Annotated in this window: 18 protein-coding genes and 3 tRNA genes; 8 read left to right on the plus strand and 13 right to left on the minus strand. The window is 38.7% G+C overall.

Annotated features, from left to right (window positions below):
• Positions 1 to 42: 42 nt before the first annotated feature.
• The 3 genes from P278_RS15090 to P278_RS15100 form a co-directional block, all read right to left on the minus strand.
• Positions 43 to 474 (minus strand): tellurite resistance TerB family protein, encoded by a 432-nt coding sequence (locus P278_RS15090; protein ID WP_038268710.1) that lies wholly within the window; start codon positions 472 to 474, stop codon positions 43 to 45.
• Positions 475 to 590: 116 nt separating this feature from the next.
• The gene (locus P278_RS15095) at positions 591 to 3,437 is read right to left on the minus strand and encodes a TlpA family protein disulfide reductase (protein ID WP_038268711.1); all 2,847 of its coding nucleotides are present in this window, start codon (positions 3,435 to 3,437) and stop codon (positions 591 to 593) included.
• 68 nt (positions 3,438 to 3,505) lie between these two features.
• Positions 3,506 to 3,913 carry a hypothetical protein gene (locus tag P278_RS15100; RefSeq protein ID WP_038268712.1) on the minus strand — a complete coding sequence of 136 codons (408 nt, stop codon included), beginning with the start codon at positions 3,911 to 3,913 and terminating at the stop codon, positions 3,506 to 3,508.
• Between the two features lie 332 nt (positions 3,914 to 4,245).
• On the opposite strand from P278_RS15100, the gene dnaE reads away from it, so the two are divergent.
• Positions 4,246 to 8,631, plus strand: a complete 4,386-nt coding sequence (dnaE, locus tag P278_RS15105; RefSeq protein WP_038268713.1) for a DNA polymerase III subunit alpha — start codon at positions 4,246 to 4,248, stop codon at positions 8,629 to 8,631.
• Positions 8,632 to 8,637: 6 nt separating this feature from the next.
• On the opposite strand, the gene P278_RS15110 is transcribed toward dnaE, so the two are convergent.
• The gene (locus tag P278_RS15110) at positions 8,638 to 8,925 is read right to left on the minus strand and encodes an RlpA-like double-psi beta-barrel domain-containing protein (protein WP_235444304.1); all 288 of its coding nucleotides are present in this window, start codon (positions 8,923 to 8,925) and stop codon (positions 8,638 to 8,640) included.
• Positions 8,926 to 9,212: 287 nt separating this feature from the next.
• On the opposite strand from P278_RS15110, the gene trxA reads away from it, so the two are divergent.
• On the plus strand, positions 9,213 to 9,530 hold the full coding sequence (gene trxA / locus P278_RS15115; RefSeq protein ID WP_038268718.1) for a thioredoxin: 318 nt from the start codon (positions 9,213 to 9,215) through the stop codon (positions 9,528 to 9,530).
• A gap of 52 nt (positions 9,531 to 9,582) precedes the next feature.
• Here the strand turns inward: trxA and P278_RS15120 are convergent.
• The 4 genes from P278_RS15120 to P278_RS15135 form a co-directional block, all read right to left on the minus strand.
• Positions 9,583 to 9,654, minus strand: a tRNA-Arg gene (locus P278_RS15120).
• A gap of 503 nt (positions 9,655 to 10,157) precedes the next feature.
• A tRNA-Asn gene (locus P278_RS15125) sits at positions 10,158 to 10,231 on the minus strand.
• 91 nt (positions 10,232 to 10,322) lie between these two features.
• Positions 10,323 to 11,342, minus strand: a complete 1,020-nt coding sequence (locus P278_RS15130; protein ID WP_038268719.1) for a cytochrome d ubiquinol oxidase subunit II — start codon at positions 11,340 to 11,342, stop codon at positions 10,323 to 10,325.
• Positions 11,339 to 12,646 (minus strand): cytochrome ubiquinol oxidase subunit I, encoded by a 1,308-nt coding sequence (locus tag P278_RS15135; RefSeq protein WP_038268721.1) that lies wholly within the window; start codon positions 12,644 to 12,646, stop codon positions 11,339 to 11,341. Before P278_RS15135 ends, P278_RS15130 begins: the two co-directional genes overlap by 4 nt.
• Before the next feature lie 158 nt (positions 12,647 to 12,804).
• Between P278_RS15135 and P278_RS15140 the strand changes: the two genes are divergently transcribed.
• The gene (locus P278_RS15140; RefSeq protein ID WP_051413612.1) at positions 12,805 to 14,025 is read left to right on the plus strand and encodes a glycoside hydrolase family protein; all 1,221 of its coding nucleotides are present in this window, start codon (positions 12,805 to 12,807) and stop codon (positions 14,023 to 14,025) included.
• A 994-nt stretch (positions 14,026 to 15,019) separates the two neighbouring features.
• Here P278_RS15140 and P278_RS15145 read toward each other — a convergent pair.
• The 3 genes from P278_RS15145 to rseP all read right to left on the minus strand — a co-directional run bounded on the left by P278_RS15145 (position 15,020) and on the right by rseP (position 17,620).
• A tRNA-Asn gene (locus tag P278_RS15145) sits at positions 15,020 to 15,093 on the minus strand.
• Between the two features lie 130 nt (positions 15,094 to 15,223).
• Positions 15,224 to 16,132: a DUF4382 domain-containing protein gene (locus P278_RS15150; RefSeq protein ID WP_038268722.1), complete on the minus strand. Its 909-nt coding sequence runs from the start codon at positions 16,130 to 16,132 to the stop codon at positions 15,224 to 15,226.
• 162 nt (positions 16,133 to 16,294) lie between these two features.
• Positions 16,295 to 17,620 (minus strand): RIP metalloprotease RseP, encoded by a 1,326-nt coding sequence (gene rseP, locus P278_RS15155; RefSeq protein ID WP_038268723.1) that lies wholly within the window; start codon positions 17,618 to 17,620, stop codon positions 16,295 to 16,297.
• Positions 17,621 to 17,784: 164 nt separating this feature from the next.
• Between rseP and P278_RS15160 the strand changes: the two genes are divergently transcribed.
• The 4 genes from P278_RS15160 (at position 17,785) to P278_RS16530 (ending at position 21,074) form a co-directional block, all read left to right on the plus strand.
• Entirely contained in the window at positions 17,785 to 18,459 is a 675-nt protein-coding gene (locus tag P278_RS15160; protein WP_038268740.1) for an SCO family protein, read from the plus strand.
• A 123-nt stretch (positions 18,460 to 18,582) separates the two neighbouring features.
• Positions 18,583 to 18,831, plus strand: coding sequence for a FeoA family protein (locus tag P278_RS15165; protein WP_038268725.1), 249 nt, complete (start codon positions 18,583 to 18,585; stop codon positions 18,829 to 18,831).
• Entirely contained in the window at positions 18,828 to 20,939 is a 2,112-nt protein-coding gene (gene feoB / locus P278_RS15170) for a ferrous iron transport protein B (RefSeq protein WP_038268726.1), read from the plus strand. The genes P278_RS15165 and feoB overlap by 4 nt, the downstream gene beginning before the upstream one ends.
• A 6-nt stretch (positions 20,940 to 20,945) precedes the next feature.
• Positions 20,946 to 21,074, plus strand: a complete 129-nt coding sequence (locus P278_RS16530; protein ID WP_139226576.1) for a FeoB-associated Cys-rich membrane protein — start codon at positions 20,946 to 20,948, stop codon at positions 21,072 to 21,074.
• Positions 21,075 to 21,138: 64 nt separating this feature from the next.
• Here P278_RS16530 and P278_RS15175 read toward each other — a convergent pair whose 3' ends face one another.
• Positions 21,139 to 22,089, minus strand: a complete 951-nt coding sequence (locus P278_RS15175; protein WP_038268728.1) for a hypothetical protein — start codon at positions 22,087 to 22,089, stop codon at positions 21,139 to 21,141.
• Between the two features lie 129 nt (positions 22,090 to 22,218).
• Here P278_RS15175 and P278_RS15180 point away from each other — a divergent pair, with 129 nt between their 5' ends.
• Positions 22,219 to 23,220, plus strand: coding sequence for an NAD(P)H-dependent glycerol-3-phosphate dehydrogenase (locus P278_RS15180; RefSeq protein ID WP_038268730.1), 1,002 nt, complete (start codon positions 22,219 to 22,221; stop codon positions 23,218 to 23,220).
• Here P278_RS15180 and P278_RS15185 read toward each other — a convergent pair.
• Positions 23,217 to 24,119, minus strand: a complete 903-nt coding sequence (locus P278_RS15185; protein WP_038268732.1) for a carboxylesterase family protein — start codon at positions 24,117 to 24,119, stop codon at positions 23,217 to 23,219. The two genes, P278_RS15180 and P278_RS15185, sit on opposite strands and share 4 nt — an antisense overlap.

The raw sequence follows: 24,119 nt of genomic DNA on the forward strand, positions 1-24,119 counted from the left end.
CTTTAATTAAAGCCGCTTTTTTTATTCTACTATATGAATGAATTATCTGTTCATGTGCTTGATCTCTTCCTTGAAAGTCTCAAGGTCAACACCAAGATTTAATAAATACATCGCTTTCTTTACGATAAACTCAGCATTAGCAGCGGTAAAACCTAATCCAATGGCTAAACGAATCATAATTCTCATTTCATCATCATCAGCAATATGATCCACATATACCATACGTCCGATATCATATAAACGTTCTAAACGAGCATCGTATAAAACCGGAGGATTAATTTGGTATGCAGTAGGGTTTTCTAAAACTGCATTAAAATCTTCTTCAGAAATGTCTAGGTTGCTCGCTAAACGATCTAAAAAAGCTCTTTCTTCCTCATTAATAGTTCCGTCAGTCATAGCTACGCGAACTATCGAGGCAAAATGATCGCGGTTACGCTCTCTAAAACCGCTTGAATATAAATCTGAAATCGACATTTTTTTTATAAAATTTTGGTTCGACAAATATAATCAAACCTTTAGGGATTTGAAATATCCGTTTGAATAAAATTTATCGGTCGGCGATATTGATGAAAACGGATCTATTCATAATCTTACAGATGCTTTTCAAATAGCGCCTTTAAAGCGTCATTGGATTGACCTAAACTGATTTTAGTTTTCACAACCGTTCCTTGTTTGTCTACCAGTGTATAATGCGGGATACCCGAAATATTAAATTTAGATGCTAAAAAGTTCCATTCATCCTCAGATACCCGATAATGCTCCCCTTTAATTTCCGGAATCATATTATTCCAGGTGGTTTTCGGTGAAGTGTGGTTCGTGATGTAGACAAAGGCAATGTCCTTGTCTTTTAACTCTTCCTTTAGTGGTTTTATACGCTTAATGCCTGATCTGCAGGGTGCACACCAGGTTGCCCAAAAGTCAACATAGACCACTTTTCCTTGGTATTTAGATATAATGGCTTCAAAGATTTTATCGGCTTCGGTAGTCGGAGTGTCATGAACAGTATAGCCTTGATTGTTTTGGTTGACTGCTATTTTAGCCTTGGTGCGCTCGTTTTCATAGTTTAGATATTGCTTTAAATAGGAATCGTGAATTTTCCCTGAGTAATTCTGTAAAGATTTATCAGAAATTGGCGTCAACTCTTCGTTTATCGGACCAGATATGGTCTGCATGGTCAACAGATCTTCCATCCAGGTGCTTTTATCCTTGAAGAAGTTGTGGAATTGTTTTATGTATTCTTGTTTGAGAAGGTCCATTGCATATGCCCTCCGGTGTTCTTGGTATTTGTTGTAAAACGCTTCTTTGCCTTTGTTTAGTTGTTCATCTTGATGATATTGCGTCAGTTTACGTTGCTCTTCCTGGTTTAATAAATTCCTGGATGCTTTTTGTATAGCAATTTCTTCTTCTGAAAATGTGACGCCAGCTTCTTTAGCATAGATTAAATAGCTGTCTGTTTTTAGGCTCTTGAATAGATCTTCATGTTTATCTTTAGGCGTTTTTTGAATTAAGGCAGTTAGTTTGTTGCGATACTTTTTTAGGATTTCTTCATTCGACTGATTAAAATCTTCTCGCTTTTTTAATGCGATCGCATTCTCTTTTTTATAAGCTTTTTCCAATTCTAATAACTCCTTTTCATCTTCAGTGAGTTCAATTCCCTTGTTTTTTAATATGGCAGCAAGTTCTATAATTTCCGGGTGTTGGATCATTATTCTTTTTCCGCCTCTTATTCCATTCGAGAATCGTATGCGGTTTAAAAAGCTGGAATAGCTACCGGCTACGGCAGCAAGTTTATTATTGTAGATTTCAGGATTTAAAAAGTCGAGGTACGTGCTATCTATTTTCGGTGCGTTTTTATCCCTTCTGTACATGTCGTAACTCAAGATATTTTCATAGAGTCCGTAGGAAAGATTTAAGCGTGCTACCTGTTTTGCTTTTTTACTTATAAAGCGTTCATTCATTATGCTGTCCAATATTTCAGCTTGCGATTGATAAATAGCAATACATTTTTCCTTATAAATATCTGGCGTGTAATTCTGAATATTTTCAACCAATTGGTAATACTGTCTGTTGCCCTGTCTTAGCTTGTGCAGGCTGGATAAATCGGTGTTGAGTTGAGCGCAATCACCGGCAAAAAAGCCTTCGTCCTCCTTGTTTGAATTGATAAGTTGCCAGGTTTCTTTTCCAGGGGCCACACGAATACTTGAAGAGTTTTCCGGGAATCGTACATAGATTTCCTGAGGATAGTAAAGAGGAAATTTAATGGTAAAACTCCCATCATCATTAATTTTTACCAGGAACGGTTCCTGATTTCCGGTAAAAACATTGTTGACATAAATCATTCCGGTTTTTTTGTCTGTTTTATTGTTGTATCCCTTGATAATGCCCGAGTAAGTAGCTGAATCTATAGTGAATAAGTTTTCTTCTGTATAGGGGAGATCGTGGGGTGGTTTATAACCTCCGTCGTTGGTTTTTGTCAAACTGCAAATGGTTAATTCTTTTTTGGAAGGGCCGAATGAAACCGTATGATCTTTATTTACTTTGGCATAAACCATTTTCTCAGCGCCATTATTTTGGAGAGTGATAACAAACCATTTTCCTTTTTTCTTAACCGATTTATAGTCCCATTTAGCTTTATCAATTATAGCATGATTGTAGTAGAAACTGTGTGACCATAAATTGCTTCCATCTGTCTTTAGCCAATTGCCTCTGAGTGTCTTTGGAAATGTAGAAGATATAAAGGCATCCAGATCATCGATGCGCTCGTTAGGATATTCTTTTTTTGCTTTATAGAGGTCGCCATACTTCCCGTTGAAACCAATTTGTAAAAACCCATCCGACCAGTTTTTAAAATAAAAGAGCCAATATTCGTCCTTGTTTTTAGCTACAAACCTGTATTGCGCCTTATCACCTGAATCTAAAAGGACAGCTTCTTCAATGCTGTATGTTTTGTCTTTGAATTTTAGTTGATCTGAAGTTATGTTGAATTCCAAATGATTTTTTAGATCCGTGGTATACCATTCACCTTTAATCATGTCCGGTATTTCGGCTTTCGATATATAGGTACCTCCCTTAGGAGTTTTAGCTTTAATATAGGTGTTAATAGTGTTGTTTTCTTTTTTTATTTCTATGGTATCCCTGGATCGGATATGTAATTGAACAGTGATCGTATTATTGTTGATGTCCTTACCGGAAATTTGATAGTGGTCCTTTTCAGGATTTTCAATAGTAGTATACATGAATGTTTTATATCCCGATTCTATAAAACCGGGGTGGATCAGAAAGCCGTCAAAACGATGGTTGTTTCCTGTATGATGCCATTCGCCAAAGACATGATCAGGTATTACGGAAGTGGCTTTTTCTTGACCGTTTACTGGAGTTATAAAGGATAAAAAGAGAAATAAGTTAATGGTGGCTAATTTTAATAATGGTGTTTTCATAAGATGGTAATACTAATTCATAGAATATTTATATAGATTCAGGAGGAGTGGTTCTGATTGAATGCTAGTTAGATATGTTTATAATCAACTCCCCTAATTGATAAAATGAGGTCTCCGTCCTCTCGATCCTCCTTAAATAAGAATGTTTTTCTTTTGTTTTTACTTTCTTGAAATTCCAGGGATAAAAATGTCTTAAGATTTAGCATCTCGTTCACCTTCAGTTCTTTAGTAAGCACCCACTTTCCTTTGTATATGTTGGTGCGATTTCTCGAATCTAGCACGTGAATGGTTGCCGTATAATCTTCTTTGAGTTCAAATCCTTTTAAGGATATGTTATCCGGATTAAGGTTCGTTGTAGTCCAGGAACCGATTAGCTCCGATGGGGTTACCGATGGAACATCTTCCTTGTTGATTTGCTCATTGGATTGACAAGAAGTCAATAAAATTAAGGTAATAAGGAATGAAAAAGTTTTCATGAGGTGTTTTTGATTGATGAATGAAAGCTAAAATAAATTATTTACTATATGTTGCATCATAAAACGTACCAGTTTTATAAGATTAATGTTAAATTATATTGACTTATGAATTTTTGGATGTAAAATTCTTTTACAGAAGCTGGCAATGTCTTACATGGGATATTAGTTGTTTAACTTCGTTAATAACTCCTGAAAACTCCGTTTTACAGAACCCTAAATTATGCTTAATTTTACCTCATGCTGCCTTGATTCAGAACTGTTTGAATTACAGTTGAGTAAGGCAAAGTGATGTGTGAAAATGCAAGCGAGATAACCTTAAACAAGAAACCTCTATGTACTTAATCTTCGATACAGAAACCACCGGTTTACCTAAACGATGGGATGCTCCGATTTCGGATGTCGACAACTGGCCAAGAGCAATTCAGATTGCGTGGCAGTTGCACGACGAGATGGGAAATGTAATTGAACATCAGGATTATTTAATTCAGCCGGATGGATTCAATATCCCCTTCGATGCTGAAAAAGTACATGGTATTTCTACCGAACTGGCACAAGAACAAGGGATACCCCTGCAAGAGGTACTCGAGAAATTCAATGAAGCATTAAGCAAGACCAAGTTTGTAGTAGGTCAGAATGTAGGCTTTGATGTGAATATCATGGGAGCGGAGTTCTACCGTTTTGGTGTGGAAACCAATATGACTGAATTACCGGTTTTGGATACCTGTACTGAAGTAACCGCCGAACTCTGTAAAATTCCCGGGGGACGAGGAGGTAAATTCAAACTACCAACCTTAACGGAACTTCATGAGTTTTTGTTCGGCGAACCATTTGCTGAAGCCCACAATGCAACCGCCGATGTGGAAGCTACAACCCGTTGCTTCTTTGAATTGATTCGAAGAGGAGATGGTTTTACCACCGAAGAATTGGATGTTCCTGCCGATTATTTCAATCGTTTCTCAGAGGTAAACCCTCAAACTATTCCACTTATTGGGTTAAAGCATATTAACCTGAAAGCGGAATCAGATAAGATACGCCAAAGACTCAAAAAAGAGGAGCCGCAAGAACAGCTGTCGAAAGAAGAAATACAGCAGAATATTGCGGAATTAGCAGAAGTGTCCTTTTCGCACCTGCATAACCATACACAGTTTTCAGTACTCCAGGCTACGTCTAAAATTCCAGGTCTTGTTCAGGCAGCTGCCAAATTTAAAATGCCGGCAGTGGCACTAACCGATATAGGAAATATGATGGGAGCCTTTCACTTTGTTCGTGATGTTGGTAACCATAACAAAGCCGCTAAAGCAAAGAATGAAGAGGCTATTGCCAATGGCGAAACTCCTACCGAGACTATTGTAAAGCCAATTGTGGGGTGTGTTTTTAATGTCTGTGAGGATCATACCGACAAGTCCAGAAAAGATAACGGATATCAGATAGTGATGCTGGCCAAAAATAAAAATGGCTATCACAATCTGGCTAAAATGTCCTCTATCGGTTTTACATATGGTTTTTATTATGTGCCCCGTATCGATAAGAAAATTATCGAACAATACAAGGAAGATATTATGGTGCTTACGGGTAACTTATATGGAGAAGTGCCAAGTAAGGTCCTGAATGTAGGTGAAAACCAGGCAGAAGAAGCACTTGTATGGTGGAAAGAGCAGTTCGGAGAAGATCTTTACATAGAATTAATGCGACACGGGCAAGAAGAAGAAGACCGTGTGAATGAAGTGTTGATCCAGTTTTCCAAAAAACACAATGTAAAGCTGGTAGCTACCAATAACACCTATTATATCGATAAAGAAGGTGCTAATGCACATGATATTCTATTGTGTGTTAAGGACGGTGAGAAGAAATCGACACCGATAGGACGTGGTAGAGGCTATCGATATGGATTGCCGAACGAGGAGTATTATTTTAAAGGTTCCGACGAAATGAAAGAACTCTTTAAAGATCTTCCGGAGGCCATTATTAATACCAACGAGATAGTAGATAAAGTAGAGCCTTTTGAACTGGCTCGTGATGTACTACTTCCAAAGTTTGAGATTCCTGAAGAATTCCAGTTTGAAGAAGATGAGCAAGATGGAGGTAAAAGAGGTGAGAATAAATTCCTTCGCCATTTAACCTATCAGGGAGCCGAAGAGCGGTATGAGGAAATTACAGATGATATAAGGGAACGTCTTGATTTTGAGCTTCAGGTAATTGAAAAAACCGGTTATCCCGGATACTTCCTGATCGTACAGGATTTTATTGCTGCAGCCAGAGAAATGGGAGTATCGGTAGGTCCAGGTCGTGGATCAGCAGCAGGGTCTGCTGTGGCTTACTGCCTTGGGATTACCAATATGGATCCAATTGCTTACGACTTGCTATTTGAGCGGTTCCTAAACCCTGACCGTGTGAGTATGCCCGATATTGATATCGATTTTGATGATGAAGGGCGAAGCCTGGTAATGGATTATGTGATCGATAAATATGGAGCCAATCAGGTGGCTCAGATTATCACCTATGGTACCATGGCCGCTAAGTCATCTATTCGTGATACAGCCAGGGTGTTGGATTTACCCCTCCAGGATGCCGATCGCATTGCTAAACTTATCCCGAATACTACCTTAGGTAAAATATTTGGTCTCGATGAGGCCAAACTCAAAGAAAAATTACGTTCAGAAGAACTGCTGAAAGTCAATGAACTTAAAAATATAGCAGAGGGTGAAGATCTGGATGCACAAACAATTAATCAGGCACGTATCCTTGAAGGTTCACTCAGAAATACGGGGATTCATGCCTGTGGTGTGATTATTACTCCGGATGATATTACCAAGTTTGTACCTGTCTCTGTGGCCAAAGATTCTGATCTGTGGGTGACACAGTTTGATAACTCCGTGGTGGAAAATGCAGGCCTGCTGAAAATGGACTTTTTAGGGTTGAAGACTTTGACCCTGATCAAGGATACCGTAAAGCTCGTTAAATACAAGCACAACATCGACCTCGTGCCTGATGAATTTCCGTTAGATGATGAAAAGACCTATGAGCTTTTCCAACGAGGTGAAACAGTCGGGGTGTTCCAGTATGAATCTGCCGGGATGCAGAAATATATGAAAGAGCTTAAACCAACGGTTTTTGCCGATTTGATTGCGATGAATGCCTTGTACCGACCAGGTCCATTAGAATACATTCCAAGTTTTATCCGCAGAAAACATGGCGATGAGGAAATTGTTTATGACCTCGAAGCCATGGAGGAATACCTTAAAGAAACCTATGGTATTACCGTGTATCAGGAGCAGGTGATGCTGCTCTCGCAAAAGCTGGCAGGATTTACAAAAGGTGAAGCCGATATGCTTCGTAAAGCAATGGGTAAAAAAATATTTGCCTTACTAGAGCAATTGAAACCCAAGTTCCTGGATGGAGGAGAGGCGAAAGGGCATGCCCGGGAAGTGTTGGAAAAAGTGTGGAAAGACTGGGAGGCTTTTGCTAGTTATGCCTTTAATAAATCACACTCCACTTGTTATGCCTGGATCGGTTATCAAACGGCTTATTTAAAGGCTAACTACCCTGCAGAATATATGGCTGCCGTGCTATCGAACAACATGAACGATATCAAGCAGGTAACCTTTTTCCTGGAGGAGTGCAAGCGGATGGGAATCAATGTACTCGGACCCGATGTTAATGAGTCGTTTTATAAGTTTACGGTAAATGATGAAGGCGCTATCCGTTTTGGAATGGGGGCAATCAAAGGAGTAGGTAAAGGTGCCGTTCAAACCATTGTTGATAATAGAAAAGATGGTAGGTATAAATCCGTTTTTGATATGGCAAAACGGATCGATCTCAGAGCAGCAAATAAGAAAGCCTTTGAAAACCTGGCCTTTGCCGGCGGATTTGATTCATTTAGCGATACGCACAGAGCACAATATTTCCACGAAGAAGGAGATGGGATAACATTTCTTGAAAAGACCATAAAATATGGAGCTAAATTTCAGGAGAATGAAAATTCCTCCCAGGTAAGTTTGTTTGGGGAAGCCAGCGAAGTTCAGATTCCGGAACCTGAGGTGCCCCCTTGTGAAGAATGGGGGACCATGGAAAAGCTGAAGCGAGAACGAGAAGTGGTCGGAATCTATATATCCGGACACCCTTTAGATGATTTTGCAACCGAGATGGAAGTGTTTTGTAATGCAGATTTGTCAATCCTCTCGGAATTAGAAAAATATGTAAATCGCGAAATATCGCTTGGAGGAGTGATATCAACTGTCGATCACAGAGTCTCAAAAAATGGAAAAGGATGGGCTATTTTCATGGTGGAAGACTATAATGAAAGTTATGAGTTTAAAATTTTTGGAGAAGAATACCTTAAGTTCAGACACTTTTTAATACCAAACTCTTTTGTTTATATCAAGGCTTTTATTCGTGAAGGCTGGATTAATAAGGATACCGGAAGAAGGTCAGATCCCAAAATTCAATTTAATAACTTTATGCTCCTGCAGGATGTAATGAATACCTATGCAAAAAAGTTAACCATTCGATTGAATATTGCGGACTTAAAAGAGGAACAAATCGTAAGTTTAAAAGAATTAATATCATCGCATTCAGGCGACCATATATTGAATTTTATAATTTACGATATGGAAGAGGAAATTAAGCTTACCATGCCTAGCAGGAAGCAAAAAGTGCATATTTCAAATGAGTTGTTAGGAGCCCTGAAGAGCAGTAATGTAAATTACAAGCTTAATTAATAGCAACTATTTCTTTTTAGGTACGCCGTACCAGATCGTCTTTTGTTGTCGACCAAATTCAATGGCTTTTTGAACATCGGTTCCCATGTATAAATCCATGTTATTGCGGTGACGCGAGTGCATTTTGTCTTTTACCAGGTAAATTCCATCCATGCCGTCTATTTTTATTGGGGTATTATGGGAAATGCCCTTTTTCAACAGATCCCGGGAAATAGCAACTGCTTTCATTCCTGGTTTTAGGGTGTCGCCCCATGCGGCTATGCTCGGGTGGGCATTGTGAGTTTGCGATTTCACGGAGTTGTAAGCAGACATTTCTACTTCCAATTTTATCCATATATAATCTTTTGTTTATATTGGGCCCCATTATAAGTAAAGGATAAGGGTATAAACGCCAAGAAGAGGGTGAGTGCTTTCATGGGTAAACTTTTGTTGAGATTTGGGTAATGCGAAAGATACTAAAAATCAGTTGATCAGCAATTGTAATAGCCTAATAATCAAAACTGATAATCAGGGTGTAAGTTTTGGTGAAATATTTGACTAAATTTGCGAAGTGAGATTTATAATTATAAAAAACATTTAAAATGGCATTAGAAATAACAGATGCTACTTTCGAAGAAGTAGTTTTAAAAAGTGACAAACCGGTATTGGTAGATTTTTGGGCTGCATGGTGTGGACCTTGTAGAATGGTAGCTCCTATTATTGATGAAATTAGCGGTGAGTATGAAGGAAAAGCAGTAATTGGTAAGGTAGATGTTGATGCTAATCAAGAATTCGCTGCTAAATATGGAGTACGTAACATCCCTACCGTATTGGTATTTAAAGGAGGAGAAGTAGTAAACAGACAAGTAGGTGTAGCACCTAAGAAGACTTATACTGATGCTATCGATGCAGCTGTATAATTGTTGAAATTTTATAGGTTAAGAGCCGGCGAAAGCCGGCTCTTTTTTTTTGTAGCCCCACCAGGAATCGAACCTGGATCTAAAGTTTAGGAAACTTCTATTCTATCCATTGAACTATGGGGCCATTTCCACTTCCAATCAAAAATATATAAAATAAAAATATGACACTCCTGTCGTCCCACCTCTTTGTCATTCCGTATCCATGTCATTCCGCACTTGTTGCGGAATCTATTGAAGGGGAAAGAGGAAAGTCGAAACCAACCCGTCATCGCGAACGGAACGAAGTGTAGTGCGGCGATCTTTTGAAGGATAGTAACTCTTATTGGTGAGATTGCCACGACTTGCTAGCGCAAGGCTCGCAATGACGTTGCCGTAAACAATTTCTTTCCCCCTGCACCCCTAAAGGGGGAAATTGTTTTATGCCCTGATTTTCATTCTGCACTTCTTTGTCATTCCCTACTTATTACGGAATCCATTCAAAGTGAAGACAAAACCAAAACATGTCGCTCTTGTGTCATTCCGCATTCATTGCGGCATCCATTAAAATAGGATCCGGTATGCGCATTTATTTTGAAAAAAGCACAAACTAAAAAAGCCACCCTAAATGGATGGCTTTCTGCTTTTTTGCTCCCCCTCTTGGGCTCGAACCAAGGACCCTCTGATTAACAGTCAGATGCTCTAACCAACTGAGCTAAGGAGGAATTTGAGGTTGCAAATATAAGGCTTTTTTATATTTCCCACACAAACTTTTTGGCAGAAATTTTAATTCATAATTTCATTTTTTTGAATGGCCTATGGCTCCAATACTTTAATCATCTTAAATGATTTCAAAAGATGAAATAATCCCGGGAGAATCACCAGCCCCCCAACGATTAAAGAAATGCCTAATACCCTGATAACGCTATCCGGAGCGACCCCTTCCAATAAGCTCAGTTCTCCTTGTTTCGTGATTAATACATACGGGAAATGAGCGATCATAGCGGCAGCAATAATCATCACAACCTGTAGTCCGGCGTAAAAACGACTCAAGATCTTATGACCTTTTCTGATGTGAATCCAAAGAGGAATTAACACCAGCGCCGAAGCGCCAATCAATGAAATGCTATACGGATTTTGAATGAAATCTTTTATGAAAACAAAGTCGTTAACATATCCATAAATAATAAGGATACTGCCACTTAAAACGACCACAATAGTGGCAATAGCAGATTTTCTACGGTAAATTTTTTCGTGCGCTTCATCAGCTTCACCGATTAATAAAGTTGCAGAGAGAAACGCGCATAAAGCCGAAAAAAATATTCCTGTGAGTAACGAAAATATGTTAAACCATGAAGCAATATAAACCTCGCCGAAATTATATTGTGAAAGGTGCTCTGGTAAAATAATCGAGCCGCTAATTACTCCTCCAAAGGTCATTCCAAGTAACAAAGGTGTGAAAACGCTCGAAAATCGAAATAAGCCGTTGTAGATTTTCTGAGATTCATCAACGACAGCATCATAGTGTCTGAAAATAAAAGACACCCCGCGCAGGGTTATACCGATAAGAATCAGGGTTAGTGGGATATGTAAACTGATCATGATGATGTTAAAATATACAGGGAACGCAACCCATAAGATAACCATCACAATGATGATCCAGATATGATTCGCTTCCCAGATTGGACCCATGACCCGGTAAATGGTCTTTTTGGTGATTTGTTGATTCTCTTTAGATGAAAATAACTCTACAATTCCCGCTCCAAAATCTGCGCCTCCCAGTAACACATAGAGGAATAAAGAAAAGGCTAGAAAGAATAAAACAACATAGATCATAACTCAACAGAGGTTTTGTTTAAAACTTTAATTTGTCGCTGCATCAGCCAGGTAACAACAACCGCAAGAATAGTATAAAGAAAAAGGTACATATAAAAACTGTAGATCATACCCGGCATTGGAGTTACCGCATCCTTTGTTTTCATAATATTGTAGATGATCCAGGGTTGCCTTCCTACTTCAGTAACAACCCATCCGGCCTCTAAAGCAATAAAACCTGCAGGCGCTAAGAGTATAAAGAGTAACCAGTACTTTTTTGTATCCATCCAGTGTTTCTTTTTATAGCTCAATAAGAATATAATACCAGCTAAAAGTAATATTGTTCCAAGTCCTACCATGGTTTGAAATGCATAGTGTGTGATCGCAACCGGAGGATGCGTATCTTTTGGGAAATCATTAAGGCCTTTAACTTCCGCATCGAAGTCACCGAACGATAAAAAGGATAAAGCTTTAGGGATGGCAATTTTATACTTTACCTCTTGGGTTTCTTCATTGACAATTCCTCCGATATATAAGGGGGCTCCTTTTTCGGTGTCATAATGAGCCTCCATAGCTGCTAGTTTTACCGGTTGTCTCTGGGCAATGTCCTTGGCAGAGATATCTCCACTAATGGGTTGAAGTATGGCAGCAATAGCACCAAAGGTTACAGCAATTTTAAATGCCTTTTTGTGAAGTGCTATATTACGTTTTTTATAGATCTGATAAGCGTGAACCCCTCCTACGGCAAATCCGGTGGCTGTAAAGGCTGCGAGAATCATATGAAGCGCTTGGGTAAACCAGGCCGGATTTAAAAAGGCAGCAACAGGGTCAATATTTAAGAATTCACCATTGATATAATCAAAACCCGAAGGGGCATTCATCCAACCATTCGCGGAAACGACAAGGATTCCCGAGGCAACTCCGGAAATGCCTATAATGACGCCTGTAATCCAATGAAAGCGTTCGTTTAATTTATTCCAGCCGTAGAGGTAGAATCCTAAGGCAATCGCTTCAACAAAGAAGGCTGCTCCTTCCAGGGAAAATGGCATCCCGATAATCGGACCTGCATGCTTCATGAATTCAGGCCATAGCAACCCTAATTCAAATGAAAGGGCAGTGCCCGAAACCGCACCGGTTACGAAGAATATCGCAACCCCTTTTTGCCAGGATTTGGTGAGGGTTAAATATATTTTGTTACGTGTTTTAAGCCATTTGTAATGAGAAACGACCATAAAAAAAGGCATCACCATACCGATACATGCAAAGATTATGTGGAAAGCTAAAGTGAAGGCCATTTGGAGTCTCGCTGCATCAAGATTTTCCATAGTAGATAATGAAGTAGTTGTACCTAACAAATATACCTATTGCTGTTATCACAAACTAGTATAAGGTCGTTAAAGAATAGGTATTTAACATTTGTTTCATGGGACTTAAATTTTTTATCTTACCATCTGAATAATTAACAATCAATACACATTTATTTATGATCTCATCCCCCGTAAAGTACATCTGTTTAGGACTTGCATTAACCTTAATTAGTTGCTCGAAAAAGAATGCTGTCGATTTAGAACTGGAGGTATTGCCGGTAGACGCAGTGATCAAAGGCGATATTCTTGAAGGACCATCAGTGTTAAATGACCCAGATAGATTTGTTTGGGGCGGTAGTGTTGTAAAAGGGTATGATGGAAAATATCATATGCTTTATAGTACTTGGGAGAGTGGAGACTCTGTACCCCAATTTTCAAATTCCTGGGTGTTAAACTCTAAAATAGCCTATGCGGTATCAGATCAGCCAGATCGAAACTTTAAGTTTCAAAAGGTAGTTCTGACTGGAAGAGAATTACAAGGAGATTCTTTAGCCTGGGATGCGCAAATGGTGCATAACCCACATTTGAAAAAGTTCAATGGCAAATACTATTTATATTATATAGGTTCCAGAGATGAAGGTGAACAGCCTGAAGATTCGAAAGCAGCACAATTGAATAAAAGGAATCGGGTGCAGCAGAATCAAAAGATCGGTGTTGTTGAATTTGATAATTTTGAGAATCTGATGGCTGGTAATTTCAATAGATCTTCCACACCCTTGCTTGCTCCAAGAACACGAGTAAAACCCAATAACGTATTGAATCCTTCACCTGAGGGTACAGAAGCCAAACCTGATAATTTGATAGTGGTGAACCCATCCGTGGTTCAAAGGCCTTCGGATGGAAAATATCTCATGTATTTTAAAGGGAATATCTACGACCCTAATTGGAAGGGTGTGCACGGTTTAGCATTGTCTGATTCCCCAACCGGACCGTTTAAGGCGATAGATGATATAATGTTCAATATTAAAATGGAAGACGGGAAAGTTGCATCCGCCGAAGATCCTTATGTATGGTATCATAAACAAAGAAAAGTGTTCTATGCAGTTATGAAAGATTTTTCAGGAAGAATTACGGAAGGAAAACCAGGTTTGGCTATTTTACAATCTAAGGATGGTGTGGTGTGGAATAAACCGAATAATCCTTTCTTTATGAGAAAGGAAGTTACGCTGGTCAATGGCGATGTCTTACCAATGAATAGGTTAGAGCGCCCTCAGATCCTGGCAGATGATAATGGCGATCCACTGGCTTTATTTGCTGCAGGAGCATTGATCGATGTCAATCAAAGAAAAGATGGAACCTCTTTTAATGTTCACATTCCACTACGTCCAAAACATTGATGAATACATAATAATTTTTATAAAAAAGCCATCTTTAAAAGGTGGCTTTCTGTTTTCTGCTCCCCCTTCCCAATGTCATTCCTGTGTCATTCCATTTTCTTGTGCTGAGCTTGTTTCAGTATAATAGGGAATGCATGCGAAGAAGAACTAAAAGGTGTCATTCCGTATTTATTACGGAATCCATTGATACTCTGTTTGTTTTTTTTATTTGGCAAGGAATTGTGGAGCTGAATGTCAAACACATGTTTATTCTTTATTCATTTCTTTTATTTACCAATTTGCTTATTGTTTTATAAGGAGTCCATGATATGCTGCGCAATTGATCGTCCAAAGAAAACGAATCAAAAGAAAGGACGCCCGTCGAGAGGTATTTTTGCTATCGCAAAAACATGAATTAAATCCTAAATGGTCTCCAAGGCTTCGACCATTTTTAACGGATTCAATTCATATATACTGCCGACGGGGTACGCTCCTATCAAAATTTCTAATCGGACACGTTTGAAGGTTTTCATGAAATAGCTGTGGCTCAAGTGGAAGTGCGTTAGCGATAGCTAACAAAGCATGGGGTGGAGCGTAATAAACAGTTTAGTAAACTGTTTTAGCGAACAAGCCAGCTGGCGCAGGGAAAACAACAGCGGTTTTGCGATAGCAAAAATTTCCTATAAACCTTCTTGATCTTTTGGTTCGTTTTGCATCAAGAACTGCGCAGCACATCATGAGAACCTTTAAAACCAATAGACAATTTCTCGAATACAAAATGAACAAGGAATATAAAATTATAAACGAATGGTTATAGCAATGACGTAACACAATTTCCTACCCCTGCACCCCTAAAGGGGAGAAATTGTTTTATGCCCTGATTTTCATTCTGCACTTCTTTGTCATTCCGTACTTGTTACGGAATCCATTAGAATAGGATCTGGTATGCGCATTTGTTTTCAAAAAAGCACAAACTAAAAAAGCCACCCTAAATGGATGGCTTTCTGTTTTTTTGCTCCCCCTCTTGGGCTCGAACCAAGGACCCTCTGATTAACAGTCAGATGCTCTAACCAACTGAGCTAAGGAGGAGTTTGCTATTGCAATTTTGCGGATGCAAATATATGTATTAGTTTGAATCTTGCAAATAAATATTGGGAATTTTGTATAAAAAAATGAGGAGTACCCCACTCCTCATTTTTTAATCACAAAACAGTAATTTTTATTCTGCAGCTACAAGCTCAAAGTTTTGAGTTGTTTGATTCGCAGCTACAACCTCTACACCTTCTACTGTCTGTGCTGTATAACCATCAATTTCTACCATTACAGTGTATGTGCCTGCATCTAATCCCAATACAGTATAAGCACCTTCTGCTCCTGCTATAGCTGAAGTAACTATTTCTTCACCATTCAAAATGGTTATGGTAGCGCCTTCAAGACCAACAGTTGTCTCCGTTACAGTATCACCTTCAGTCGTAGTCTCGATGGTAGTTACTGCACCTGTTAAAGTACCGGCAGTTGATAAATTAGAAGCTTTGATAACCGGGTTAAAGTTGAAACTTGTAATACCTTCTGCAGCATTAACATCTCCAACAGGAACAAATGACTGACTTATGTCAAAGTCTAATAATAAATCACTAGTCAAACCACCCGAAACAGTGATTCCAGGCTCAAGGAAAATCTTTAAACCTGATGAAGCACCACTGGGAACCTTAAGAGTATAAGGAGTACCGTCAGTTAAAACTACACCTGCTTCTTTTATATAAACACGTACAAGATCGTATGTCCCGGTAGGGATTTCAACGTTTGCAAGAGTCTCTGTAACACCATTAGTAAGTTCTAACAGGTTCAATGTAACCTCTTCCTCCATTAAAACCACGAAAGGAGAAGAACTGGTTTCCATACCTTCTTCTTCTGTGCCTTCTTCTGTACCTTCTTCAATTGAGGTGTTTCTTGCCTCAATTTTAGTAATCGTTACGTTTGCTTCGGCTACCATTTCATATGGAAATGGAGCATCTGTCATATGAACGGCCATAGTACCCGTGCTAGCTTGATCGTTATTGTCTGAACAACTGGTTAAAAAAGCAGTTGATACCATCAATACTAACAATGACATTCTTTTAAGAATCATAATTTTTGAGTTTTAAATTAATAATTAGTTTACGGACAGATTTGGGTGTCCTTTATAGTGTAACAGTTGCAGGAAGAGTAACCCTACCGTGTTTTTGATTTTTTTATAAAAAAAAGGTGCATCGATTCGATGCACCTTTTTTAATTATAATGTTGTTTGATACTATCGCTCAGAAAGCCAGCGGTATATGTCGTTTCCATTGGCAAATAACAATAATGCAATAAGTAGGAAGAATCCAATCATTTGTGCGTATTCTAAAAACTTATCGCTAGGCTTTCTTCCAGTAATCATTTCATACAATAGGAACATAACATGACCACCATCCAAAGCAGGAATAGGAAGGATGTTCATAAATGCCAGAATAATTGAAATTAGGGCTGTTGACATCCAGAAAGATTGCCAATCCCAAACCGAAGGGAACATTTTGGCAATGGTTCCAAAACCACCAACCTGAGTAGCACCTTCCTTGGTAAAGATATATTTGAACTGAACCACATAATCATGTAAGGTCCAATATCCATAGGCAAACCCCTTCCAAACGGCTTCACCAAATCCAAACTTTTTTTCTTTTGGAGTCACCATGCCACCCTGCATGCTGTAAATACCAAGTTTCCCATCCTCATCCGTGGTTGCCGTAATGGTATCGATTTGATTTCCGCGTTCAACAACCAATTGAGTGTCATAGTTAGGTTTGTCTTTTAGATGACTGCCGATTTCATCAAAAAACGTCACATTTTTACCATCTACAGCCAATACTTTGTCTCCTTTCAAAAGTCCTGCTTTTTCAGCCTGTGAATCAGCAATAATGGTGTCAAGGATCGGATTGGTGCGCAATTGGAACGCCGGCATTAATCCTTTCTTAAAGATATAATCCCCAATAGTGTCTGGTAAACGCAGTGTTTCCTGGGTGCCATCAATATGTTCAACTTTTACATTCGATACGTCACGAACCAATAAATAACTGTTAAAGCGAAGTGCATTGTCGAGTTCTTTGTCGTTAACGCTTAAAATTTTGTCGCCATTCTTAAATCCGAACTGTTCCATTTCTTCAACCACAGCAAACCCATGAGGCATGTCTTCAGGTTTTAGTTGTTTCTGCCCCCATACAAAAAGGATCATCATGTAGATCACAAATCCAAGGATCAGGTTCACAGTAACACCGCCGACCATAATGATAAGACGCTGCCAAGCCGGCTTGGAACGGAATTCCCAAGGTTGAGGCGGACCGGCCATTTGGTCCTTGTCCATGCTTTCATCGATCATTCCCGATATCTTAACATAACCCCCTAATGGAAGCCAGCCGATACCGTAAACAGTTTCGCCAATCTTCTTTTTAAAAAGCGCAAACTTAACATCAAAGAATAAAAAGAATTTTTCAACTCTGGTTTTGAAGAGCTTAGCAGGGATGAAGTGTCCCAACTCATGCAATACGATTAATATAGATAAACTTAATAAAAGTTGTAATGTCTTAACTAAAATAGGGCTCATATATCTTAAGTAAATATAAATTCAAAATCGCACAAAAGTAAGGTTTTAGATGTATTATAGGAAACGAATAACCTTGAACCTTATAATTTTATGATACATTTAGCACAGAGATGCATGCAAATAAGGTTTATTCTTTAATTTTGCAATCAAGAAACTTTTTGGTGATGCTTCAATTCTTTGCAAAGTATAAATACTTCTTTATTGTCCTTACAATACTGTCCGCAATAATAATCTTTTTGTTTTACAATGCCCTAAAACCAAAAGAAAGATTACCCGTGTTTCAACCCGCCATGGTGAATGCTGAACTGGTTGATAGTGCCCTTCAATATGTGAAGAAATACCATACCATCGCCGATTTTAATTTGATCAATCAAAATGGTGATACCATTACGGAGAGTAATTACAAGGATAAAATCTATATAGCCGATTTCTTTTTTACCACCTGCCCGAGTATCTGTCCGATAATGACCGATAATATGGTTAAAATCCAAAAAGAGATCTTAAACGATAAAGAGGTGATGTTGTTATCGCATTCCGTTACCCCTCAAATCGATTCAGTTCCTGTTCTGAGGGCTTATGCCAGGAAGAAAGGAGTGCAGGATGATAAGTGGAACCTGGTTACCGGAGATAAAAAACAGATCTACCAACTGGCTCGAAAAAGTTATCTGGCCGTTAAAACAGATGGCGACGGGGGACCATATGATATGATCCATACCGAGAACTTTATCCTCGTCGATAAAGAACGACGCATCAGGGGGTTCTATGATGGAACCGATGACGAAAGCATCCGGAAATTAATGCACGATCTCAAAGTGCTGAAAGAAGAGTATCACGATTAAATTCCAATAAATTCCCCATAAGCTGTTAAACGCATAGGCTTTAACGTTAATTTTAGTTATGTAGGTTTCGCCATCCTGTTTTTTTATATTACTTTTGCTTACTTAAAATGAATCTAAATAAGGATGACGTTAACCGTTGCAGATCTAAAAAGAGGTGAGAAAGGAATCATCAAAGATATTTCTCTGGATGAAATTCCGATTAAATTATTTGAAATGGGGTGTTTGCCTGGAAATGAAGTGGAACTTATTCAGCATGCTCCTTTTCGGGATCCACTCTACTTAAATATAAATGGTTCTTTTTTGGCCATCCGTAAGGAGACTGCAATGCATATTACTATCGATGTCATCGATCAAAACGAAGTACTATTATGAGCAAACAGATTAAAGTAGCGCTCATAGGAAACCCAAATACAGGGAAGACGTCAGTATTTAACCAACTTACAGGTTTAAATCAAAAGGTTGGTAATTACCCGGGTATTACTGTTGAGAAAAAGGAAGGAATTTGCAAATTACCCAGGGGAATTAAGGCGCATATATTAGATCTTCCCGGAACTTACAGCCTTAATGCTACCTCACTCGACGAGAATGTTGTTATAGAATTGTTGTTGAATAAAAAGGATAAGGATTATCCGGATGTAGCCGTAGTGGTTACCGACGTCGAAAATCTCAAAAGAAACCTCCTCCTTTTTACACAGATAAAAGATCTTCAGATTCCGACCATATTAGTAATCAATATGGCTGATCGAATGCGTAGTAAAGGGATTTCTCTGGATGTTCCTTTATTGGAAGAAAAATTAAAAACAAAAATAGCTGTTGTCAGTACAAGGAAAAAAGAAGGAATCGACCAGATTAAAGAGCTGATCCTGGACTATAAGAACATTTCTTCTGAACCTTGTGTGAATGCTTCAGTTATTGACGTAGAGTACTTTGAAGGTTTGAGGAATGCGTTTCCCAATCAAGATCTTTACAAACTATGGCTGGTAATTACACAGGATGTGAACTTTGTAAACCTGGATCGTAATCTTGTTAAAGATGCGTCCAGTTTCTCTACCAAGCCTAAATCAGAATTAAAACGATTACAGCAAAAAGAAACCATACTGCGTTACCAATTCATCAATGGCGTGCTCAAGGAAGGTTACAAGCTTGATGTAAATGCAGCAAAAGGCTTCAGAGCATCTTTAGATAAAGTGTTAACCCATAAGGTCTGGGGGTATGTCATATTCTTTATGATTCTGTTGGTGATTTTCCAGGCGATTTACGACTGGAGTAGTTATCCAATGGATTTTATCGATGCAACATTTGCTTCCTTTAGCGAATGGGTGAAAGAAAGTCTCCCGTCAGGGGCCTTTACCAATCTTATTTCTGAAGGGATTATTCCCGGCTTGGGAGGGATTGTTATTTTCATACCTCAAATAGCATTCTTATTCCTCTTCATTTCAATTTTAGAAGAAACAGGTTATATGAGCAGGGTCGTTTTCCTTATGGATCGATCCATGCGAAAATTTGGATTGAGCGGTAAAAGTGTGGTTCCACTAATCTCAGGAACTGCCTGTGCAATTCCTGCAGTAATGGCAACACGAAATATTGAAAACTGGAAAGAACGATTAATTACCATTCTTGTTACGCCATTTACAACCTGTTCAGCACGATTACCCGTATACCTTATAATCATTGCCCTGGTCATCCCGAACGAACGATTTCTGGGAATGAACCTGCAAGGACTCACCTTAATGCTGCTATACCTTTTAGGATTCGTGATGGCAGTATCATCATCATGGGTGCTGAATAAGATGCTGAAGATTAAAAGCAGATCATTTTTTGTAGTAGAAATGCCAAATTATAAAATGCCGCTTTTTAAAAATGTAGCGTATACTGTTATTGAAAAAACGAAAAGCTTTGTTTTTGGTGCCGGTAAAATAATATTGGCGATCTCCATTGTACTATGGTTCCTCGCCTCAAACGGTCCAAATGATAATTTTAATAATGCCGAAGAGATCGTAAAAGAAAAGTATGCCGGAGTAGCGGTTGATCAGACAGTTTCTGACGTAGAATTAGACAAAGAAATAGCAAGTTTTAAGCTCCAAAATTCGTATATTGGAATATTAGGGAAGGCTATTGAACCGGCCATACAACCTTTAGGATATGATTGGAAAATAGGGATTGCCCTGATTAGTTCCTTTGCAGCCAGAGAAGTGTTTGTCGGAACATTGGCAACTATTTATAGCGTAGGAAATGATGATGAACAAACCATTAAATCACGAATGCGTGATGAGGTGAATATCCTTACAGGAGGAAAGCTTTTTAACCTCGCCTCCGGGATGTCCTTATTGCTTTTCTATGCCTTTGCCATGCAATGTATGAGTACCCTGGCCATTGTAAAAAGAGAAACCAATTCATGGAAATGGCCGATGGGACAATTGTTTATAATGAGTGGGATGGCTTATGTAGTGGCTTTAATTGCGTATCAGATTTTAAAATAATTAAAAATGGACTTACAAGTTATTTTGGTATATATAACCCTGGCGATCGCTTTAGGATATCTGTTAAAGAAATTCTTCTGGCCAAAAAAACAGGCAGCCAAATCCTGCGGAAAAAATGACTGTGGTTGTCACTAAAAGAAAACCGCCCTCACAAAAGAATTGTAAGAGCGGTTCCACAACCAATTAACCAACCAAATCACTAATTAACTTCAATAGTTATATCTTTTACACTACTCATCCTTTCAATGTTCATTTCAGGATTACTGATTTTAAAACGCTTTCTTAAAGAGTCGGCTTTTAAGTCTTCTCCTTTCAAATATTGTACAAAACCTCTTCCTTTAAACTCATAAACCGTTCCCGATTTTGGATGGAATAGCTCTATTGTTCTGTCATCTATAACGGTCAATTCAAAATAATCATTGTACAGGAAATCATAATCCAATGTTAAAGTTTTTAAATAGCGGTCGCCACTAACATCATAAACCTCATAAAATCCTTCGTAATCCCAATAAATGCTATTTACTGCAGTTCCTTGCTTATCAACCGAAGAAAGGAATAATGACGTGTCTGATGCCGGTATGAAACTTAAAAAGTTTTCATCATCGAAATCATTCAAAGCACCATAGCTACTGGTATATGTTTTTTCCCAGGCTTCATATTCCTGTAAAAAGTATTCAATATTATCATAAAACACAGCATTGTAATCAAATTCATTTTTCATGTAACCGTTAAGAAAGTATGAAGTGTTTGAATTCTTATGGTACAATTCGATCTTGTCGTACCCGTGTTGTATAACCTCCAGATTCATAACGCCATCAAGATCATGATCAATCTGAAGGGTGCTATTGTAAGTGTCATAATATCCTATGCTGGTCCCGAATCCGTCACCCGTACTTCCAAAACCAACAAGGTTGTTATTTGCCAAAAGAGTACCGTTATCAAAAGTTAAGGTAAACGCCACCTGTAAGAACGGAACCTCTCCGTTTCCTTCAGTTTCATTAATATCAACATACCAAAGTTCGTGCGAATACAATAGGTTCTCTAAAGAGAAATCCTCTTCTGTATGATCATCGTTATAAACATCAGCGGTACAAGCTCCAAATAAGCCTCCAACAAGTATAAAAGTTAATAGTAGTTTTATCGTTTTCATAAGCTTAATCTTTTAAATTTGTTAAACCAAATCAACGATTATGCCATAATTTTTAATCTATTGATAATCAACACGTAATGTTGTAGGGTAAATTTTAGTTACTTTTGGTCTCTGTTTATGACATAATTTATGGATAGTTCTAAGAAAATCGCCGTTATTGGAGGAGGTAGCTGGGCCACAGCAATCGTTAAAATGCTATGTGAAAATTTAGACGAAGTAGGGTGGTACATGAGGAGTGTTTATGCTAAAGAACATTTATTAAAAGAGAATCACAATCCTAATTATTTAAGTTCGGTAGAATTCCGAACCGAGCAACTTAAACTTAGCAACGATCTCAATGAGATTGCCGATTATGCTGACTATCTTATCTTCGTTGTACCTTCAGCCTTCCTGAATAAAGAACTGGAGAAATTAAAAGTTTCTATTAAAGATAAAGTGATCTTTTCAGCCATTAAAGGGATTGTTCCCGAGACAGGACTGATCGTAGGCGAGCATTTTCATAAAGTATATGATATTCCTTATGAGAATATCGGAGTAATCACAGGACCTTGTCACGCTGAGGAAGTCGCATTGGAAAGACTCTCCTACATAACTGTAGCCAGTGCCGATGAAGACAAAGCGAAGTTCATGGCCGAGCAGCTCAGTAGTAATTATATCAAAACAAAGATATCAGATGATATCATCGGTACCGAATACGCCGCAATGTTGAAGAATATCTATGCCATAGCCGCAGGGATAGCCCACGGACTTGGTTATGGAGATAATTTTCAAAGTGTACTAATGAGTAATTCCATCCGTGAGATGAGACGTTTCATTAAAAAGATCCATAAAATGAAACGAAACATCAATAACTCAGCCTATTTGGGAGACCTTTTAGTAACAGGTTATTCCGTATTTAGTAGAAACCGCATGTTCGGTAATATGATCGGGAAAGGATATACGGTAAAAAGTGCGATGATGGAAATGAACATGGTCGCAGAAGGATATTATGCCGCTAAAAGTGCCCATCTGATTACCGAAAAGCTTAAAAGTAAAGCCAAAACCCCGATAATTGATGCCGTGTATCAAGTGCTTTACGAAGGCAAAGACCCTAAGAAAGTATTCGGTAAACTTACCGACAAGCTCGATTAAGGATTCGAATGCGATAGTAACCAATTGTAAATATCCTCACCAGCATACACCCTTTTCCAGGTGTCATGTCCCATATCAGCATGAATGGTAAAGCGAACATCTTTATGACCTAGCGCCTCCAGTTCGTTCAATCCTGCATAAAAGTACTCCGGTTTAATTGTAAGGTCGCGACCACCCGCAAAACACCATACGGGAAGCTGTTCCTGTGCTATAGATGGCATCAGGTCCGGATGTCCCCAGCCAACAATAGGAGCTATCGCTGCAAATCGTTCCGGATAATTACTCGCCAGGTACCAGGTGCCAAAACCTCCATAGCTTAAACCACTGAGATAAATACGGTTGTTATCTGTACGGTAGTTTTCCTGAACATGATCCAACATGCCGATCAGGTCATGCTCCACACGGTCCCAACCATCAGGTAATACCGTTGAAGTAATGCTGTCGAATCGCATTGCTGGCAGTGGGTTCATGGGCTGACCAGGCCTGGCTGCTTGATTAGGCTTTGGAGTACCCTCAGCAAGGCGTTGAGGTATGGACTCCTTAGAACGATTTTTAATATAACTCACCTCTCCCATAGTAAACATATGCAATTGGGGAGAAATGATGATAAATGGGAGGTCCCGCTTCTGTATCCATGCTTCGTTCAGCGGACCGTGAATCATGGTAAAACCCAATTCGTCCTTGCCGTTGCCACGCTCACCATTACCATGTAGAAATAGTAATACAGGCCACTCTTTATCTGGATTAGCATCATAGCCTTTCGGTAAATACAAAAAGAAGTCCCGTTCCTCATTGGCAATTTCACTCGTATAAGGAACTCTGAGGAGCTGTTCTTCAGAGGTGGTTTTTGTGCAGGAAAAGAAACTTAAGGCAAGAATAGCCAGAGTAATTGTTCGCAT

This window comes from Zhouia amylolytica AD3, from assembly GCF_000511935.2.
Classification (GTDB): Bacteria; Bacteroidota; Bacteroidia; order Flavobacteriales; family Flavobacteriaceae; genus Zhouia; species Zhouia amylolytica.

Excerpts from the sequence above, each read along its gene's own strand:
- P278_RS15185 (WP_038268732.1), bottom strand. The coding sequence starts at position 24,119 with ATGCGAACAATTACTCTGGCTATTCTTGCCTTAAGTTTCTTTTCCTGC.
- feoB (WP_038268726.1), top strand. The coding sequence starts at position 18,828 with ATGAGCAAACAGATTAAAGTAGCGCTCATAGGAAACCCAAATACAGGG.
- dnaE (WP_038268713.1), top strand. The coding sequence starts at position 4,246 with ATGTACTTAATCTTCGATACAGAAACCACCGGTTTACCTAAACGATGG.
- P278_RS15135 (WP_038268721.1), bottom strand. The coding sequence starts at position 12,646 with ATGGAAAATCTTGATGCAGCGAGACTCCAAATGGCCTTCACTTTAGCT.
- trxA (WP_038268718.1), top strand. The coding sequence starts at position 9,213 with ATGGCATTAGAAATAACAGATGCTACTTTCGAAGAAGTAGTTTTAAAA.
- P278_RS15180 (WP_038268730.1), top strand. The coding sequence starts at position 22,219 with ATGGATAGTTCTAAGAAAATCGCCGTTATTGGAGGAGGTAGCTGGGCC.
- P278_RS15150 (WP_038268722.1), bottom strand. The coding sequence starts at position 16,132 with ATGATTCTTAAAAGAATGTCATTGTTAGTATTGATGGTATCAACTGCT.
- P278_RS15090 (WP_038268710.1), bottom strand. The coding sequence starts at position 474 with ATGTCGATTTCAGATTTATATTCAAGCGGTTTTAGAGAGCGTAACCGC.
- P278_RS16530 (WP_139226576.1), top strand. The coding sequence starts at position 20,946 with ATGGACTTACAAGTTATTTTGGTATATATAACCCTGGCGATCGCTTTA.
- P278_RS15095 (WP_038268711.1), bottom strand. The coding sequence starts at position 3,437 with ATGAAAACACCATTATTAAAATTAGCCACCATTAACTTATTTCTCTTT.
- P278_RS15140 (WP_051413612.1), top strand. The coding sequence starts at position 12,805 with ATGATCTCATCCCCCGTAAAGTACATCTGTTTAGGACTTGCATTAACC.
- P278_RS15165 (WP_038268725.1), top strand. The coding sequence starts at position 18,583 with ATGACGTTAACCGTTGCAGATCTAAAAAGAGGTGAGAAAGGAATCATC.
- rseP (WP_038268723.1), bottom strand. The coding sequence starts at position 17,620 with ATGAGCCCTATTTTAGTTAAGACATTACAACTTTTATTAAGTTTATCT.
- P278_RS15175 (WP_038268728.1), bottom strand. The coding sequence starts at position 22,089 with ATGAAAACGATAAAACTACTATTAACTTTTATACTTGTTGGAGGCTTA.
- P278_RS15130 (WP_038268719.1), bottom strand. The coding sequence starts at position 11,342 with ATGATCTATGTTGTTTTATTCTTTCTAGCCTTTTCTTTATTCCTCTAT.
- P278_RS15100 (WP_038268712.1), bottom strand. The coding sequence starts at position 3,913 with ATGAAAACTTTTTCATTCCTTATTACCTTAATTTTATTGACTTCTTGT.
- P278_RS15160 (WP_038268740.1), top strand. The coding sequence starts at position 17,785 with ATGCTTCAATTCTTTGCAAAGTATAAATACTTCTTTATTGTCCTTACA.